This is a genomic window from Pseudomonas sp. 5.2 (assembly GCF_059025405.1).
On the sequence record NZ_JBYBHH010000012.1, the window covers coordinates 129787 to 146269 of the forward strand.

The 16483-nt window shown below is 60.7% G+C and carries 16 protein-coding genes; 4 read left to right on the forward strand and 12 right to left on the reverse strand.

Going from position 1 to position 16483, the window contains the following annotated elements; genetic code table 11:
• Positions 1–41: 41 nt before the first annotated feature.
• Entirely contained in the window at positions 42–293 is a 252-nt protein-coding gene (locus tag AC5PZ0_RS18900; protein WP_493855501.1) for a hypothetical protein, read from the forward strand.
• A gap of 54 nt (positions 294–347) precedes the next feature.
• Here the strand turns inward: AC5PZ0_RS18900 and AC5PZ0_RS18905 are convergent, their stop codons facing one another.
• From AC5PZ0_RS18905 to AC5PZ0_RS18930, 6 genes are all read right to left on the reverse strand, one after another.
• On the reverse strand, positions 348–1112 hold the full coding sequence (locus AC5PZ0_RS18905) for an SDR family oxidoreductase (RefSeq protein ID WP_493855502.1): 765 nt from the start codon (positions 1110–1112) through the stop codon (positions 348–350).
• 604 nt (positions 1113–1716) lie between these two features.
• Positions 1717–2433: an ABC transporter ATP-binding protein gene (locus tag AC5PZ0_RS18910; RefSeq protein WP_027592551.1), complete on the reverse strand. Its 717-nt coding sequence runs from the start codon at positions 2431–2433 to the stop codon at positions 1717–1719.
• Complete coding sequence (locus AC5PZ0_RS18915; protein WP_027592550.1) at positions 2430–3305, reverse strand: ABC transporter ATP-binding protein; 876 nt, start codon at positions 3303–3305, stop codon at positions 2430–2432. The genes AC5PZ0_RS18910 and AC5PZ0_RS18915 overlap by 4 nt, the downstream gene beginning before the upstream one ends.
• Positions 3302–4603: a high-affinity branched-chain amino acid ABC transporter permease LivM gene (gene livM / locus AC5PZ0_RS18920; RefSeq protein ID WP_027592549.1), complete on the reverse strand. Its 1302-nt coding sequence runs from the start codon at positions 4601–4603 to the stop codon at positions 3302–3304. Before livM ends, AC5PZ0_RS18915 begins: the two co-directional genes overlap by 4 nt.
• A 2-nt stretch (positions 4604–4605) precedes the next feature.
• Positions 4606–5520: an ABC transporter permease subunit gene (locus tag AC5PZ0_RS18925; RefSeq protein WP_016489422.1), complete on the reverse strand. Its 915-nt coding sequence runs from the start codon at positions 5518–5520 to the stop codon at positions 4606–4608.
• 157 nt (positions 5521–5677) lie between these two features.
• On the reverse strand, positions 5678–6814 hold the full coding sequence (locus tag AC5PZ0_RS18930; protein WP_493855503.1) for a branched-chain amino acid ABC transporter substrate-binding protein: 1137 nt from the start codon (positions 6812–6814) through the stop codon (positions 5678–5680).
• Between the two features lie 471 nt (positions 6815–7285).
• Between AC5PZ0_RS18930 and pncB the strand changes: the two genes are divergently transcribed.
• Entirely contained in the window at positions 7286–8491 is a 1206-nt protein-coding gene (gene pncB, locus AC5PZ0_RS18935; RefSeq protein ID WP_085272316.1) for a nicotinate phosphoribosyltransferase, read from the forward strand.
• A gap of 3 nt (positions 8492–8494) precedes the next feature.
• Positions 8495–9322, forward strand: coding sequence for an NAD(+) synthase (gene nadE / locus AC5PZ0_RS18940; protein WP_493855504.1), 828 nt, complete (start codon positions 8495–8497; stop codon positions 9320–9322).
• Between the two features lie 119 nt (positions 9323–9441).
• Here the strand turns inward: nadE and azu are convergent, their stop codons facing one another.
• Positions 9442–9891, reverse strand: coding sequence for an azurin (azu, locus tag AC5PZ0_RS18945; protein WP_043198099.1), 450 nt, complete (start codon positions 9889–9891; stop codon positions 9442–9444).
• 349 nt (positions 9892–10240) lie between these two features.
• On the opposite strand from azu, the gene AC5PZ0_RS18950 reads away from it, so the two are divergent.
• Positions 10241–10828: a cytokinin riboside 5'-monophosphate phosphoribohydrolase gene (locus AC5PZ0_RS18950; protein WP_454242859.1), complete on the forward strand. Its 588-nt coding sequence runs from the start codon at positions 10241–10243 to the stop codon at positions 10826–10828.
• 134 nt (positions 10829–10962) lie between these two features.
• Here AC5PZ0_RS18950 and AC5PZ0_RS18955 read toward each other — a convergent pair whose 3' ends face one another.
• From AC5PZ0_RS18955 to rpsR, 5 genes are all read right to left on the reverse strand, one after another.
• Positions 10963–13263, reverse strand: a complete 2301-nt coding sequence (locus AC5PZ0_RS18955) for a YgiQ family radical SAM protein (protein ID WP_099430576.1) — start codon at positions 13261–13263, stop codon at positions 10963–10965.
• A gap of 112 nt (positions 13264–13375) precedes the next feature.
• Complete coding sequence (gene dnaB, locus AC5PZ0_RS18960) at positions 13376–14773, reverse strand: replicative DNA helicase (RefSeq protein WP_027592542.1); 1398 nt, start codon at positions 14771–14773, stop codon at positions 13376–13378.
• A 113-nt stretch (positions 14774–14886) separates the two neighbouring features.
• On the reverse strand, positions 14887–15333 hold the full coding sequence (gene rplI, locus AC5PZ0_RS18965) for a 50S ribosomal protein L9 (protein WP_012316464.1): 447 nt from the start codon (positions 15331–15333) through the stop codon (positions 14887–14889).
• Positions 15334–15353: 20 nt separating this feature from the next.
• The gene (locus AC5PZ0_RS18970; RefSeq protein WP_027592541.1) at positions 15354–16217 is read right to left on the reverse strand and encodes a hypothetical protein; all 864 of its coding nucleotides are present in this window, start codon (positions 16215–16217) and stop codon (positions 15354–15356) included.
• Between the two features lie 33 nt (positions 16218–16250).
• Positions 16251–16481, reverse strand: coding sequence for a 30S ribosomal protein S18 (rpsR, locus tag AC5PZ0_RS18975; RefSeq protein ID WP_003249563.1), 231 nt, complete (start codon positions 16479–16481; stop codon positions 16251–16253).
• Positions 16482–16483 lie beyond the last annotated feature (2 nt).

Genomic DNA, 16483 nt, shown 5'->3' on the forward strand with positions numbered 1-16483 from the left:
CTTCCTATTATCGCGCCTCATTCATTCAACGGATTCACCAAATGAGCAAGCAAGCATTCGCGCAATACCTAGAAGAGGAAATCAACAAGGCGGCATTAGACATCGCCAATCGAGGTGACAACTTCGATTACTCAGCCCACGGCAAGTTGAGCTACCTGCTTAGCCTTCGCCGTATCACTGGCAACAAAGCTGTACGTGAAGATTTCGGTCGTCATGACGGGATAAATGATGTCCTGCAAGAGCTGGGTATCATTCCAAAAGATCGCACTTATCTTTCTTACATCCCGAAGTAAACTCCCCTCACATGGGCGAACCGGCAATCCGGGCCGCCCCTTTGATGCATTCAACTACTTGACCGACCGATCGATCGAGAACCCTGCCCAGTCTTGGCTCACCGGCATCAGCTCCAGGCTGTTGATGTTGATGTGCGCCGGCTGGTTGAGAATCCAGAAGATGGTCTCGGCAATATCCTGCGGCTGGATCGGCTCGGCACCTGCGTAGGTGGCGTCGTACTTGGCCTGGTCGCCACCGAAACGCACCAGCGAGAACTCGCTCTCGCACAGCCCCGGCTCGATGTTGCTGACGCGCACGCCCGTGCCGCGCAGGTCGCAACGCAGGCTCAGCGAGAACTGCCCGACGAACGCCTTGGTACCGCCATACACGTTGCTGCCCGGGTACGGGTAATTGCCCGCCACCGAGCCGACGTTGAGGATCGACGCACCACGCCCGTGGGCGATCAACCGGGGCAGCAGCAGGCGCGTGGTGTACATCAGGCCCTTGATGTTGGTGTCGACCATGGTTTCCCAGTCGTCCAGGCTGCAGTTCTGCGCCGCATCCACGCCCAGGGCCAGGCCAGCGTTGTTGACCAGGCCACGCAGTTTATCGAACCCAGGCGGCAGGTTACCGATGGCCGCCTCCATGGCTTTGCGGTCGCGCACATCGAGCACCAGCCCGTGCACCTCGGTCTGGGCTGACAGTTCTGCGCACAGCGCATCCAGGCGCTCCTTGCGGCGACCGGTGAGGATCAGCTTCCAGCCGGCCTGTGCAAAACGTCGGGCGGTGGCCTCGCCGAAACCGGAAGTCGCGCCAGTGATGAATACGGTGGACGTCATGCTGTGTTCCTCGCTGTGGATTATTTTCGGCAGGGTTTGCAGCATGCCTTCGTACCACGCAGGCAGCAAGCCATTGAAGCCATTGGTCAAAAAATGATCATACCTGCCAAAGCCGCGTAGCAGAGGGCTTCGCGCCAGCTATGCGCACGTTATCCACAAGGCTTTCCCCACGGATTGGGGGCAACTTATCGAGTTCGCGGAACCCTTTCAGCGATCCACGGTCGGTGGATATCTCTGAGGTGATGGCGCAAGGCTTTCAACCATGCCGCTTGCAGCGGTCTGTCCAAGGTTTTTGCACAGACTTACCCACAGGTTTTACAAGGCCTCGAATGCAGCAGCCTGTGAGTAAAAAACCGTGAAAAATCATCCACAAGGGCAAAGCGATCAAAAAATGATCAACACCCTGCAAGGCATGAATACAAAGGGCTGTAGCGAGGTGCACCCATGTTTTCCACAGGCGGCTCCACATTATCCGTGGGTAAAACAAGGCTGTGGAAACAATGGCTTGCGAAGGGTTTTTGGAGAGGCTGAAGAAGGGTGTGCGACAAGTTGTCCACATTCGGCTTGAAGCACTGGGGCCACTATGCGGCCCCAGTGTTACCACTCAGTGCCCGCCCAAATAGGCGCTGCGTACTTCCTCGTTCACCAACAACTCCTGGCCGGTGCCCGTCATGCGGATCTGCCCGTTGACCATCACATACGCCCGGTCCGACAACTTCAGCGCATGGTTGGCGTTCTGCTCAACGAGGAAGATGGTCATCCCCGTCTTGGCCAACTCACGCAAGGTGGCGAAGATCTGCTTGACCACGATCGGCGCCAGCCCCAGCGAGGGCTCATCGAGCAGCAACAGCTTCGGCCGGCTCATCAGCGCGCGGGCGATGGCGAGCATCTGCTGCTCGCCCCCCGACATGGTCATGGCCCGCTGGGTGCGCCGCTCCTTCAACCGCGGGAACAGCTCGTACATCCGCTCCATGTCCTCCTTGGCGTATTTGTCGCCAATCGGGATGGTGCCCATCATCAGGTTTTCCTCGACGGTCATGTCGGGGAACACCCGCCGCCCCTCAGGTGACTGCGCAATACCGTTGGAAGCGATGTAGTGCGACGACTTGCGGGTGATGTCTGTCCCCCGGTAAACGATGTGCCCCGAAGACGCGCGCGGTTGGCCGAAAATCGACATTAGCAAGGTCGACTTGCCGGCACCGTTGGCACCGATCAGGCTCACCGTCTCGCCTTCGTTGATGTGCATCGACACCTTCTTCAGGGCCTGGATCGGCCCGTAGAACACATCCAGCTCCTTCAGCTCGAGAATGGGTGCACTCATACCAGTTCCTCTTCGTCTGCACCCAGGTAGGCGGCAATCACCGTCGGGTTGTTGCGGATTTCCTGTGGCGCGCCTTCGGCGATCACGTTGCCATGGTCAAGCACGACGATATGGTCGGAAATGCTCATGACCATGCCCATGTCGTGTTCGATCAGCACCACGGTGATGTCGTGCTCGTCACGCAGCACGCGGATCATGCCACTGAGCGCCTCGGTTTCCTGCGGGTTGAGGCCGGCAGCCGGTTCGTCCAGGCAGATGATCTTCGGCCGCGTGCACATGGCCCGGGCGATTTCCAGGCGACGCTGCTGGCCATAAGACAACTCACCGGCCAAGCGGTTGGCGCAATCGACCAGGTCGACCACCTCCAGCCAATAGAACGCATGGTCTAGGGCATCGCTCTCGGCCTTGCGGTAGGCCTTGGTGTTGAGCACCCCGGCCAGCAGGTTGCGGTTGACCCACATGTGCTGGGCCACCAACAGGTTCTCCACCACCGACATTTCCTTGAACAGGCGAATGTTCTGGAAGGTCCGGGCGAGGCCGGCGCGGTTCACCAGGTGGGTGCCGCCGAACATCTTGTAGTACAGGCGGTTGGCAAAGCGCGCGGGCGAAACGAAGTCCGTCGCCTGGAAGCGCTCGCCGAGCAACTGGATGACGTTGGTCTGGCTGCCGCGCACGTTCAGTTCGATACGCCCGCCGCTGGCTTTGTAGAAGCCGGTCAGGCAGTTGAACACCGTGGTCTTGCCCGCACCGTTGGGGCCGATCAGCGCGAAGATCTGGTTGCGCCGGACCTTGAGGCTTACGTCACTCAGCGCCTTGATGCCGCCAAACTGCATCATCAGGTTGTCGACCGACAGAATGATATCGTCGTTCATGGCGCCACTCCTTTACGCGGGACCACACCGGTACGGCTGATGCGGATCAGCCCACGCGGTCGCCAGATCATCATCAACACCATCAATACGCCAAACAGCAGCACGCGGTACTCGGAGAAGCTACGCAGCAGCTCTGGCGCCACGGTCAGCACGAACGCTGCGATCACCACACCGACGGTCGAGCCCATGCCACCCAACACGACGATGGCGAGGATCAGCGCCGACTCGAAGAAGGTGAACGACGACGGGTTGACGAAGCCCTGGTACGTGGCGAAGAACACGCCCGCCAGGCCCGCGGTGGAAGCCCCCAGGGTGAACGCCGAAAGCTTGACCAGCACGTGGTTCAGGCCCATCGAGCGGCAGGCGATCTCGTCTTCACGCAGGGCTTCCCAGGCGCGGCCGACCGGCATGCGGGTCAACCGGTGCTTGATGTACAGCACTGCCAGCACCACCAGGAACAGCACGGCGTAGATGAACACGAACTTCAGGTTGGCGTTGTAATCGATGCCAAGAAACTCATGGATCGGCACCCCACCGTCCTTGGCCCGGCGGCCGAATTCCAGGCCAAAGAAGGTCGGCGACGGTGCCGGCATGCCGTTCGGGCCGCCCGTGAACGACAGCCAGTTGTTCAGCACCAGGCGGATGATCTCGCCAAAGCCCAGGGTCACGATCGCCAGGTAGTCACCGTGCATGCGTAACACCGGGAAGCCGAGTATGCACCCCGCCAGCGCCGCCGCGATGGCCGCCAGCGGCAGCACGCTCCAGAAGCCCAGGCCCAGGTACTGGTAGCCCAACGCCAGGCCGTAGGCGCCGATGGCGTAGAACGCCACGTAACCCAGGTCGAGCAGGCCCGCCAGGCCGACCACGATGTTCAGGCCAAGGCCCAGCAACACATAGATCAGGCCGAGGATGACCACGGTCAGCAGGTACTTGTTGGCAAAGATTGGGAAGACGATGGCAATCACCACCAGCGCCGGGATGATGTAGCGCAGCCGCGACTTGTAGTCCGGCGCGTTCACATGCACGCCCGAACCACCGTTGTCGAAGCCTTGGAGCATGCGCCGCCCGGCGCCTGTCTGCAGGTACAGGCTGAGCAGGAAGCGCCCGACCATCACCCCGCCAACCAGCCACGCCACGCGGCGGGGTTCGGCATTGAAGCTGTAGCCGTCGAGCACCACGCCGACGACCGGGCCAAAGACAATGAGCGCCAGCAGGCCGGCGACGAAGGTCTCCAGCAGGCTGCGTTTGAGGTCGAAACCATGGGTTTCGGAAACAGGGGCAGTTTTGGCAGTGGACATGTTCACACCTTAGCCACGAGCGGGCGACCCAGCAGGCCTTGGGGACGGAAGATGAGGATCATCACCAGCAGCGAGAAGCTGAATACGTCCTTGTAGTCGGAGTTGATCAGGCCAGAGAACAGCGACTCGGAGATGCCGAGGATGATGCCGCCGAGCATGGCCCCCGGTAGCGAGCCGATGCCGCCCAATACCGCCGCCGTGAACGCCTTGATGCCGATGATGAAGCCGGCATAGAAGTCGAAGGTGCCGTAGTTCATGGTGATCAGCACACCCGCCAGTGCGGCCATGACTGCACCGATGACGAATACGTAGGAAATCACCCGATCGGTGTTGATGCCCAGGATCGAGGCCATCTTGCGATCTTGCTGCGTGGCGCGGCACATGCGGCCGAGCTTGGTGTACTTGATCACATAGGTAAGCAGGCCCATGCCGACGAATGCGGCAATCAGGATGAAGATCTTGGTGTAGGTCAATTGCACGAAGCCGGTGCCGACTTCTACCCGCAAGGCGCCTTCAAGCAGGGTTGGCACGCCTTGCTGGCGGGCGCCCTGGCTGATCTGTGCATAGTTTTGCAGGATCAGCGAGATGCCGATGGCACTGATCAGCGGTGCCAGACGGGTGGAGTTGCGCAGGGGTTTGTAGGCGATGCGTTCGATGGTAAAGCCATAGACGCCCGTGACGACGACGGTGAACAACAGCGTGCCCAGCATCAGAAGCGGGAACGATTCGACGCCGAAATAGGCCAGCAATGCCAGGCTGATTGCCGCGAGGTACGCGGAAATCATATACACCTCGCCGTGCGCGAAGTTGATCATGCCGATGATGCCATAGACCATTGTGTAGCCGATGGCGATCAGGCCATAGACCGACCCGAGGGTCAGGCCGTTGACCAGTTGCTGCAGAAAAATACCATCCATAACGCAATCTCACCTGATTGAGATTGCACGAGCGCCTACCACGGCGGGCCCTGAATGCAGCGGCCCTCGCAGCGCAGAACTGTGCAGATCTACGGATAAAGACAGGTACCGCGGGGCTGCAGCCCGGGGCAGTAAGCACCCGGGCCGGTAGCCGTTATTATTTTTGTTTTTCCAGCTGGTGGTATTTACCGTCTTTGTCCCACTGGTAGACCACGTAGTCGGAGACGGTCAGGTCGCCCTTGCTGTCCCACTTCTTCTCGCCCATGACGGTCTTGACCGGGTTGGCCTTGAGCCATTTGGCGGCGTCTTCGCCTTTGTTCGACTTGGCACCGTTGAACGCGGCGGCAAGCGCCTGCAACGAGGCATAGGCGTACAGGGTGTAGCCTTCAGGCTCGGTACCGCTCTTGCGGAACTCTTCCACCACGGCCTTGCTGTCCGGCAGCAGGCGCGGGTCGGCGCCGAAGGTCATGTACACGCCATCGACGTACTGTGCGCCACCCGCCGTGGACACCAGTTCGTCGGTGACGATGCCGTCATCGGACATGAACTTGACGTCTTTCAGGCCTTGCTCACGCAGCTGGCGTACCAGTGGGCCGGCCTCTGGGTGCAGGCCACCGAAGTAGACCACGTCGGCGCCGGTGGAGCGGATCTTGGTGACCACGGCGCTGAAGTCTTTCTCGCCGCGGGTCAAGCCTTCGTACAGCACAGGCTCCACGCCACGCTTCTTAAGCTGCGCCTTGGTGGCATCGGCCAGGCCTTGGCCGTAGGTGTCCTTGTCGTGCAGCACGGCCACCTTCTTGCCTTTGAGCACATCGACGATGTAGTCACCGGCAACGATGCCCTGCTGGTCGTCACGGCCACACATGCGGAACATTGCGCTCAGGCCGCGCTCGGTCACTGCTGGGTTGGTCGAGCCCGGGGTAATGGCAATGATGCCCGCTTCGTCATACACCTCGGATGCCGGAATGGTGTTGGAGGAACAGAAGTGACCGACCACGCCGATCACCTTGTCCTGATCGGCCAGGCGGTTGGCCACGGCCACGGCTTGCTTCGGTTCGCAGGCGTCATCGCCTTTCACCAGGACGATCTTCTCGCCGTTGACCCCACCTTCGGCGTTGATCTTGTCGGCTGCCGCCTGGGCACCTTTCATGTACTGCTCGCCAAACGCTGCGTTGGCACCGGTCATCGGGCCTGCGACGCCGATCTTGATGTCGGCCTGAACATACGAAGAAATACCCAGTGCCGTAGCGACGGCCAGAGCCAGGAAACCTTTCTTGTAAAACGTCTGCGACATGAGGTGGTGCTCCTAGAGTTTTTTTTGGTTGGCACTACAACTTCTCAACCCTGTGCTCAGAGCAAGGGCCGTGCCATTGGTTTTGTATTCCGGGAAATCACACAGCAAGGGTGGCTGGCAGGCGACCGACGGCCTTTTCTTTATTGAGCGTGCAACCGTCTGCCACGCGGCAGGCGCCACCACACGTACAGACAAGGAGCAACCGTGGAGTGCCATCATTGCAACCCTGGCAAGTGTTTACGTGCAACCGCCCTGTAACAGCCGACGTCACCGAAGTGCACACCGCTGGTGCGCGACTGCTACAGGCAGCACTGTTTCAAGGCTAGCGGGTGCACGGAAAAACACCTCTGTTTTGGCCGTTATGCCGGCTAGGTGGGAGCGGGCTTGTGGGCGAATGGGCCGCGACAGAAACATGAAAATGCAAAAGGCTGGCACAATGGCCGCCATTCGCCGCTTCCGGAGCCACCCTTGATGAGCGAGAGCGCATTCGCCGAGCGCATCGTGCACAACCTGCTCGACACCGACTTCTACAAACTCACCATGATGCAGGGTGTGCTGCACAACTACCCGGACGCCGACGTGGAATGGGAGTTTCGCTGCCGCAACGGCGAAGACCTGCGCCCTTACCTCGGCGAGATCCGCAACCAGCTCGAACTGTTAAGCGACCTGACCCTGGATGAAGGCCAACTGGGCTTTCTGGAACGTATCAGTTTTCTCAAGCCAGACTTCCTGCGGTTTCTGCGCCTGTTCCGCTTCAACCTGCGCTACGTGCGCATCGGCATCGAAAACGATCAACTGTTCCTACGCCTGCGTGGTCCCTGGCTGCACGTGATCCTGTTTGAAGTGCCCTTGTTGGCCATCATCAGCGAAGTGCGCAACCGCCACCTGCACCCGCACATGCGCCTGGCCGAAGCCCGCGACCAGCTGTACCGCAAGTTCGACTGGCTGCGCGCGCATGCCAGTGACGATGAGCTGGCCGACCTGCAAGTGGCCGATTTCGGCACCCGCCGGCGGTTTTCCAGCCGTGTTCAGGAAGAGGTGGTACGGGTGCTGCGCGATGACTTCCCGGCCCGTTTCGTGGGCACCAGCAACGTCGACCTGGCATGGAAACTGGATATCAAGCCGCTGGGCACCATGGCCCACGAATGGATCATGGCGCACCAACAGCTCGGCCCGCGCTTGATCGACAGCCAGAGCGCCGCGCTGGACTGCTGGGTACGCGAGTACCGCGGCCTGCTGGGCATCGCCCTGACCGACTGCATCACCATGGACGCCTTCCTCGGCGATTTCGATTTGTACTTCGCCAAGCTGTTCGACGGCCTGCGCCACGATTCGGGCGAGCCAGTGGCCTGGGCGGAGAAGGCCATCGTCCATTACCAGAAGCTGGGTATCGACCCGATGACCAAGACCCTGGTGTTTTCCGACGGCCTCAACCTGACCCGTTCGCTGGAAATCTTCCGTGCCCTGCGCGGCCGCATCAACGTCAGTTTCGGCATCGGCACCAACCTGACCTGCGACATACCGGGTGTGGCGCCGATGAACATCGTGCTTAAAATGACCGACTGCAATGGCTCGCCGGTGGCGAAAATCTCTGACGAGGCGGCCAAGACCCAGTGCCGCGACGAGAACTTCGTTGCCTACATGCGCCACGTTTTCAAAATCCCCAGCAAGGAGTAACCCATGCAAGCCGTTCAGCGAGAGATTGCCCAAGCGCTCAAGGTGCAGCCACCGTTCGCCGATGCCGCCGCGCTCGACAACGAAGTGGCTCGGCGCGTGGCGTTCATCAAGGATTGCCTGGCCAATGCCCGGCTCAAGGCGCTGGTACTGGGCATCAGTGGCGGTGTCGACTCACTGACCGCTGCCCTGCTTGCCCAGCGCGCGATCAACGAACTGCGTGCCGAAACCGGCGATAAGGCCTACACCTTCATTGCCGTGCGCTTGCCCTATCAGGTGCAGCATGACGAGCAGGACGCCCAAGCGTGCCTTGAGGTGATCAAAGCCGATGAAGTGCACACCGTCGACATTGCCCCGGCAGTGAAAGCGTTGGCAGCTGAGGTGGTGGAACTGAAAAACGGCTCGCCGACGCGGGTGGACTTCGTTGTCGGCAACGTCAAGGCGCGTACCCGCATGGTCGCCCAATACACCATCGCCGGCGCCCGTGCAGGCCTGGTGATCGGCACTGACCATGCCGCCGAAGCGGTGATGGGCTTCTTTACCAAGTTTGGTGATGGTGCCTGCGACCTGGCCCCGCTGAGCGGGCTGGTGAAAAACCAGGTACGGGCCATTGCGCGCCGCTTTGGTGCGCCGGAATCGCTGGTGGAGAAGGTACCGACAGCGGACCTGGAAGACCTTGAGCCGGGCAAGCCGGACGAGGCGTCACATGGCGTGACGTATGAGCAGATTGATGCGTTCCTGCAGGGGCAGCCGGTTGATCAGGCAGCGTTCGACATCATCGTCGCGACCTACCGCAAGACCCAGCACAAGCGCGAACTGCCGTTCGCGCCTTGAGGGCCTGGGGCCGCTTTGCGGCCCATTCGCAGCACAAGGCTGCTCCTACAGACGCTTGCATTCCCCTGTAGGAGCAGCCTTGTGCTGCGAATGGAGGGCAAAGCCCTCCCCTTACTCAATTACTTGACGACAACCTTGCCCTTCATCATCGAGATGTGGCCCGGGAAGGTGCAGAAGAAGCTGTAGTCGCCACCGGCTTCAAGCTTGGACGTGTCGAACTTCACTTCGGTTTCTTTCTCCGGCGCACCGATCATCGCGGTGTGGGCGATGATGTTGGCGTTGTCTTCTTTCAGGTAGCCCTTTTCGATGCCCTGGCTCATGCCTTCGGTGGCAATACCCTGCATGTCAGCCGTCTTGCTGATCACCAGGTTATGGCCCATGACGTTCTTCGGCAGGTTGCCGGAGTGGGTCAGTTTGACGGTGAACTCCTTGCAGCTCTTGTCGACGGTGAATTCCTTGGTGGTATAGGACATCTGGTCCGTCGATTCGACAGTCACCGAGCATTCGGCTGCGAAGACAGAGGCGCTGGCGAGGGTCAGCAGGGATACCGCTACAGCTTTCGCAAACATCATGAATCTCCTTGGCAGGGTTTTATCAATTGCGAGACTGCCTGAAACCGTTCAGCCCCTTTCTGATATGGGTCAAGGGGGTGTCAAGTGGCCAGCCAGTAAAATTGTTCAATGGATTGTATACAACCAATCTAAGGGCACATCATGCCCTTTTATTGGAGGATGGGACAACCTCTCATTTAGGAGCAATACCAAATGCGCATTTCCAGCTTCATGAACAGCCTGCTTGCCGCCTATGCCCAGGGTGCCACGGGTGCTATCTGCGAATTCTCCCGGCCGGAATGACACCGGCCTTGGAACGGCCAGGCATGCGCCGTACCCTGTCATTCTGAATAATTGGAGATGAGCAATGCTTGTACGTTCCGTGTGTGTCTTCTGCGGCGCCAGCATCGGCGCCAACCCTGCTTACCGTGAAGCGGCCGTCGCACTTGGCCAGGCCATTGCCCGGCGCGGCCTGACCCTGGTTTATGGTGGCGGCGCTGTCGGCTTGATGGGCATCGTGGCCGATGCTGCCATGGCTGCGGGCGGCGAAGTGGTCGGGATCATCCCGCAAAGCCTGCTGGACGCCGAGGTGGGCCACAAGGGCCTGAGCCGCCTGGAGGTGGTCGATGGCATGCACGCGCGCAAGGCGCGCATGGCCGAACTCAGCGATGCCTTCATTGCGCTGCCGGGTGGGCTGGGTACGCTGGAGGAGTTGTTCGAGGTGTGGACCTGGGGGCAACTGGGCTATCACGCCAAGCCGCTGGGCCTGCTCGATGTGAATGGCTTTTATGAAAAGCTGGGCGGGTTCCTTGACCATATCGTCGAGGAAGGTTTCGTGCGGCCGCAGCATCGGGCGATGTTGCTGCTGGGGCAGCAGGCGGATGCATTGCTGGATGGGATGAGTGAATTCGTCGCGCCGGTAGCGCCGAAGTGGGTCGACAAGCAGCCGGATTGAACTGAAAGGGGCTGCTTTGCAGCCCATCGCAGGCAAGCCAGCGCCTACAGATACCATGCAGCATTCAAGGCCTGCGCTGTACCTGTAGGAGCTGGCTTGCCTGCGATGGGCCGCAAAGCGGCCCCCTTCAAGCCTCAGCGCGGAATAACGGGCTGACGCGGCTTCTTACCCTTGCCGCCACCCTTGGCCGCTTCCTTGCGCTCTTTGGCCGCCTGCTGGTTGCGGGCAAATGCTTCGGCCTTGGCCTTCTCCCGCTTGTCCCACGGCTTGCTGCCATCGCTGCCACGCGGTGGCAGGCCGGTGTGCTGGGTCAGGATCTTCTGCTCCTTGGCCACCTTGTGGCTGCCAGCCGGCGTCGAGTTCTTGCGGCGGGCGCTCTGGTAGCTGTCGGACTGCGGCTGGTGCAGCGGAATCAGCTGGTGCTTGCCTGGCCCGATCAAATCGGCACGGCCCATGCGCTCCAGCGCCTCACGCAGCATCGGCCAGCCCTTCGGATCGTGATAACGCAAGAACGCCTTGTGCAGACGGCGCTGCTCCTCGCTCTTGACGATCTCTACGCCTTCGCTCTTGTAGGTCACCTTGCGCAGCGGGTTCTTGCCCGAGTGGTACATGGCCGTGGCCGACGCCATGGGCGACGGGTAGAAGGCCTGCACCTGGTCAGCGCGGAAGCCGTTGCCCTTGAGCCACAGGGCCAGGTTCATCATGTCTTCGTCGGTGGTGCCTGGGTGCGCGGCGATGAAGTACGGGATCAGGTACTGCTCCTTGCCCGCCTCTTTCGAAAACTTCTCGAACATGCGCTTGAAGCGGTCATAAGTGCCGATGCCCGGCTTCATCATCTTGTCCAGCGGGCCACGCTCGGTGTGCTCCGGGGCAATCTTCAGGTAGCCGCCCACGTGGTGGGTGACCAGTTCCTTGACGTACTCCGGCGACTCGACCGCCAGGTCGTAACGCAGGCCCGAGGCGATCAGGATCTTCTTCACACCCGGCAAGGCACGCGCCTTGCGGTACAGCTCGATCAACGAGCTGTGGTCAGTGTTGAGGTTTTCACAGATACCTGGGAACACGCACGACGGCTTGCGGCAGTGCTTCTCGATCTCGTGGCTCTTGCAGGCGATGCGGTACATGTTGGCGGTCGGGCCGCCAAGGTCGGAAACCACGCCGGTGAAGCCCGGCACCTTGTCACGCATCTCCTCGATCTCGTGCAGGATCGATTCGTGGGAGCGGTTCTGGATGATCCGCCCTTCGTGCTCGGTGATCGAGCAGAAGGTGCAGCCACCGAAGCAGCCACGCATGATGTTCACCGAGAAGCGGATCATCTCGTACGCCGGGATGCGCTCTTTGCCATAGGCCGGGTGCGGAATACGCGCGTAAGGCATGCCGAACACGTAGTCCATTTCTTCGGTGGTCATGGGGATGGGTGGCGGGTTGAACCACACGTCCACTTCACCATGCTTCTGCACCAGGGCACGGGCGTTGCCTGGGTTGGTTTCCAGGTGCAGCACGCGGTTGGCGTGGGCATACAGCACCGGGTCGTTACGCACCTTCTCGAACGACGGCAGGCGGATCACCGACTTGTCGCGGGTCATGCCCGGGCTGTCGAGAATCTGCACCACTTTGGCTTCGTTCGGGTCTTCCACGTCACCTTTGGCTTGCTCGATGGCACACGCCTGGGTGTCTTGGGTGTTGACGTAGGGGTTGATGATCTTGTCGACGCGGCCAGGGCGGTCGATGCGGGTGGAGTCGATCTCGAACCAGCCCTGCGGCGTGTCACGGCGCACGAACGCGGTGCCGCGCACGTCGGTGATGTGTTCGATGCTCTCACCCTGGGACAAGCGCTGGGCGACTTCGACAATGGCCCGCTCGGCGTTGCCGTACAGCAGGATGTCGGCGCTGGCGTCGATCAGGATCGAATGGCGGACCTTGTCCTGCCAGTAGTCATAATGGGCGATGCGGCGCAGCGAGGCCTCGATGCCACCGAGCACGATCGGCACGTGCTTGTAGGCTTCCTTGCAACGCTGGCTGTACACCAGGCTGGCGCGGTCCGGGCGCTTGCCGGCCATGCCGCCTGGGGTGTAGGCGTCGTCGGAACGGATCTTCTTGTCCGCGGTGTAGCGGTTGATCATCGAATCCATGTTGCCGGCCGCGACGCCGAAGAACAGGTTCGGCTCGCCCAGCTTCATGAAGTCGTCTTTGGACTGCCAGTTTGGCTGGGCGATGATGCCCACGCGGAAGCCCTGGGCCTCCAGCAGACGGCCGATGATGGCCATGCCGAACGACGCGTGGTCGACGTAGGCGTCCCCGGTCACGATGATGATGTCGCAGGAATCCCAGCCGAGCTGATCCATCTCCTCCCTGCTCATGGGCAGGAACGGTGCTGGCCCGAAGCATTCGGCCCAGTACTTGGGATAGTCGTAGAGTGGTTTGGCTGCTTGCATGTCAGTGACCGGTTCTGGTGTTCAGGGAAATCGCGGGCGCGGAATATAGCACAAATTTTGATCAAATCCGACGGCAGAGGTCGGATTCATCTGCAATACGCAAACCCTGCGCTTATTCGTCGTCGTCGAAGTTGTACATACCCGGCGCGAGGTTCTCGAAGCGGGTGTACTTGCCGATGAAGGCCAGGCGGATGAAGCCGATGGGGCCGTTACGCTGTTTACCGATGATGATCTCGGCAATGCCCTTGTGCTCGGTTTCCGGGTGATACACCTCGTCGCGGTAGACGAACATGATCACGTCGGCGTCCTGCTCGATTGCACCCGATTCACGCAAGTCGGAGTTCACCGGGCGCTTGTTCGGCCGCTGTTCCAGGGAGCGGTTCAGCTGCGACAGGGCGATGACCGGGCAGTTGAATTCCTTGGCCAGGGCCTTGAGCGAGCGGGAGATCTCGGAAATCTCGTTGGTCCGGTTGTCGCCGGCAGAACCCGGGATCTGCATCAGCTGCAGGTAGTCGACCATGATCATGCCAATTTCACCGTGCTCACGCGCCAGGCGGCGGGTGCGCGCACGCATTTCCGACGGGCTGATGCCGGCGGTATCGTCGATGAACAGCTTGCGGTCGTTGAGCAGGTTGACCGCCGAGGTCAGGCGCGGCCAGTCGTCGTCGTCCAGCTGGCCGGAACGGACCTTGGTCTGGTCGATGCGGCCGAGGGACGAGAGCATACGCATGATCAGCGATTCGCCTGGCATCTCGAGGGAGAACACCAGCACCGCCTTGTCGCTGCGCAGCACGGCGTTTTCCACCAGGTTCATGGCGAAGGTGGTCTTACCCATCGATGGACGGCCGGCGACGATGATCAGGTCGGCTGCCTGCAAGCCACTGGTCTTCTCGTCCAGGTCGGTATACCCGGTGGAGATACCGGTGATATCGCTGTCGGAGTTGAACAGCGTGTCGATCCGGTCGATGGCCTTGGTCAACAGCTCGTTGACCCCTACCGGGCCACCGGTCTTCGGCCGGGCCTCGGCGATCTGGAAGATCTGCCTCTCGGCGTCGTCGAGGATCTCTTCGGCGTTGCGCCCTTGCGGGTTGAACGCGTTGTCGGCGATGTCGGTGCTGATGCTGATCAGCTGACGCAACGTGGCCCGCTCGCGAATGATCGCGGCGTAGGCCTTGATGTTGGCCACCGACGGGGTGTTCTTGGCCAACTCCGCCAGGTAGGCCAGGCCGCCGACTTGCGACGACACGCCCTCCTTGTCCAACTGCTCGTGCAACGTGACCACATCGAACGGATGGTTCAGGTCGACCAGCTTGTGGATGGCGCGGAAGATCAGGCGGTGGTCATGCCGATAGAAATCGCCATCCGACACCTGATCCAGTACCCGCTCCCAGGCGTTGTTGTCCAGCATCAGGCCACCGAGCACAGCCTGTTCGGCCTCGATGGAATGCGGCGGCACCTTCAGGGATGCGGTTTGCAGGTCAAGCTGTTCGGAGGTGGTGATCTCGTTCATGGCCACGAATAAATTCTGGGGGACGAAAAAGACAAAGGGCACGGCCTGTGAAAGACAGGACCGTGCCCGATGTTAACCGGCTGGGCCGCGTGCGGCCAGCCAGTCAGCGCAGCTTAGGCAGCTACGACGACCACACGTACGGTGGCTTCAACGTCGCTGTGCAGGTGCACGGCTACGTCGTATTCGCCAACTTGACGGATGGTGCCGTTCGGCAGACGAACTTCAGCTTTGGCCACTTCAACGCCAGAGGCGGTCAGGGCGTCAGCGATGTCGTGGGTGCCGATCGAACCGAACAGCTTGCCTTCGTCGCCAGCGGTGGCAGTGATGGTCACTTCCAGCTCAGCCAGTTGGGCAGCGCGGCTTTCAGCCGACGATTTACGGTCAGCAGCTGCTTTTTCCAGCTCGGCGCGACGCTCTTCGAACGCAGCCAGGTTGGCGGCGTTGGCAACGGTGGCCTTGCCGAATGGCAGCAGGAAGTTACGGCCGTAACCAGCCTTAACTTTTACTTTGTCGCCCAGGTTGCCCAGGTTAGCGACTTTTTCCAGCAGGATCAGTTCCATTTGGTAAAACCTCTTAACTTTTAACCTTCACCGTTCGCGGAGTCATTCCCCTCAGGGGACTTGCGACCGCGAAAATCAATCAGGCTGTCGACAATGGCCAAAACCACGAGCAACGGATAAATCAGCTGCATGATCAGCGGCAGCGTCACGTACATGCCTACCAGCCAGAAACCGGCCAATCGGCCCTGTGCCACCAGCCCATGCATCAAGGCGATGCCGGCCAGGACGAGCACCAGGCTGGACGCAGAGGCCAGGACGATGAACTGCGGCCCGATGAACGGACCCAGCACCATCATGGCCACCAAAGCCAGCATGGCTACCCGCGGCAACTTCAAGGCGCGAAACTCGCGACCGAAGCCTCCAGGGTTGTACAACGCAGCCTGCCAATAACGCGCCAGCATCAAAGCCAGCACGCTGAACAGCTGCAGCATCACCGCCGTTGAAGCGACCAGCACAGGGCCGATCAGCTCACCGGGGATCACCGGCTTGCCTTCGATTTGTGGCAGGGCTTGTACAAGCGCCTTGGCCAACACTTCGAAGGTTTCACGCAGTACCGTGTCCAGGATGAGGCTGTAAACCAGCCCCAACACAACACTGAACATCAACACCCGGCTCCAGGAATGCCCGGCACGCAACAAGGCGGCCAGCCCCAGCGTCCCCAACAGCACCAGCAAGGTACTGGGGTCGCCAAAGGCCCAGATGGCCACCGCGGGCAAAAGCCCAAACGCGATGACCGTTGAAGCATCCTTGAACCCGCGCCGCAGAAGCACGAGGCTTCCGGCAGCGGCACTCAACCAGAACAACAGCGGTAACACTGCACTGATGACCACCACCAGGGTGGCCTGCACACGACCGCGCATGATGAAATCAGCTAACGCTCGCATGCTTATCCCTTACTGCTTGTCGACGACCCGGTCTCAGCGGCCGTGGCTGTCGGTGTAGGGCAGCAGGGCCAGGAAGCGGGCGCGCTTGATAGCGGTAGCCAGCTGACGCTGATAACGAGCTTTGGTACCGGTGATACGGCTTGGAACGATCTTGCCGGTTTCGGATACGTAAGCTTTCAGGGTGTTGAGATCTTTGAAGTCGATCTCTTTCACGTCTTCAGCAGTGAAGCGGCAGAATTTACGACGACGGAAGAAACGTGCCATGT

Bases quoted from the DNA above. Each gene is read 5' to 3' on its own strand.
- AC5PZ0_RS18900 (WP_493855501.1), top strand. From the start codon at position 42: ATGAGCAAGCAAGCATTCGCGCAATACCTAGAAGAGGAAATCAACAAG.
- AC5PZ0_RS18905 (WP_493855502.1), bottom strand. From the start codon at position 1,112: ATGACGTCCACCGTATTCATCACTGGCGCGACTTCCGGTTTCGGCGAG.
- AC5PZ0_RS18910 (WP_027592551.1), bottom strand. From the start codon at position 2,433: ATGAGTGCACCCATTCTCGAGCTGAAGGAGCTGGATGTGTTCTACGGG.
- AC5PZ0_RS18915 (WP_027592550.1), bottom strand. From the start codon at position 3,305: ATGAACGACGATATCATTCTGTCGGTCGACAACCTGATGATGCAGTTT.
- livM (WP_027592549.1), bottom strand. From the start codon at position 4,603: ATGTCCACTGCCAAAACTGCCCCTGTTTCCGAAACCCATGGTTTCGAC.
- AC5PZ0_RS18925 (WP_016489422.1), bottom strand. From the start codon at position 5,520: ATGGATGGTATTTTTCTGCAGCAACTGGTCAACGGCCTGACCCTCGGG.
- AC5PZ0_RS18930 (WP_493855503.1), bottom strand. From the start codon at position 6,814: ATGTCGCAGACGTTTTACAAGAAAGGTTTCCTGGCTCTGGCCGTCGCT.
- pncB (WP_085272316.1), top strand. From the start codon at position 7,286: ATGAGCGAGAGCGCATTCGCCGAGCGCATCGTGCACAACCTGCTCGAC.
- nadE (WP_493855504.1), top strand. From the start codon at position 8,495: ATGCAAGCCGTTCAGCGAGAGATTGCCCAAGCGCTCAAGGTGCAGCCA.
- azu (WP_043198099.1), bottom strand. From the start codon at position 9,891: ATGTTTGCGAAAGCTGTAGCGGTATCCCTGCTGACCCTCGCCAGCGCC.
- AC5PZ0_RS18950 (WP_454242859.1), top strand. From the start codon at position 10,241: ATGCTTGTACGTTCCGTGTGTGTCTTCTGCGGCGCCAGCATCGGCGCC.
- AC5PZ0_RS18955 (WP_099430576.1), bottom strand. From the start codon at position 13,263: ATGCAAGCAGCCAAACCACTCTACGACTATCCCAAGTACTGGGCCGAA.
- dnaB (WP_027592542.1), bottom strand. From the start codon at position 14,773: ATGAACGAGATCACCACCTCCGAACAGCTTGACCTGCAAACCGCATCC.
- rplI (WP_012316464.1), bottom strand. From the start codon at position 15,333: ATGGAACTGATCCTGCTGGAAAAAGTCGCTAACCTGGGCAACCTGGGC.
- AC5PZ0_RS18970 (WP_027592541.1), bottom strand. From the start codon at position 16,217: ATGCGAGCGTTAGCTGATTTCATCATGCGCGGTCGTGTGCAGGCCACC.
- rpsR (WP_003249563.1), bottom strand. From the start codon at position 16,481: ATGGCACGTTTCTTCCGTCGTCGTAAATTCTGCCGCTTCACTGCTGAA.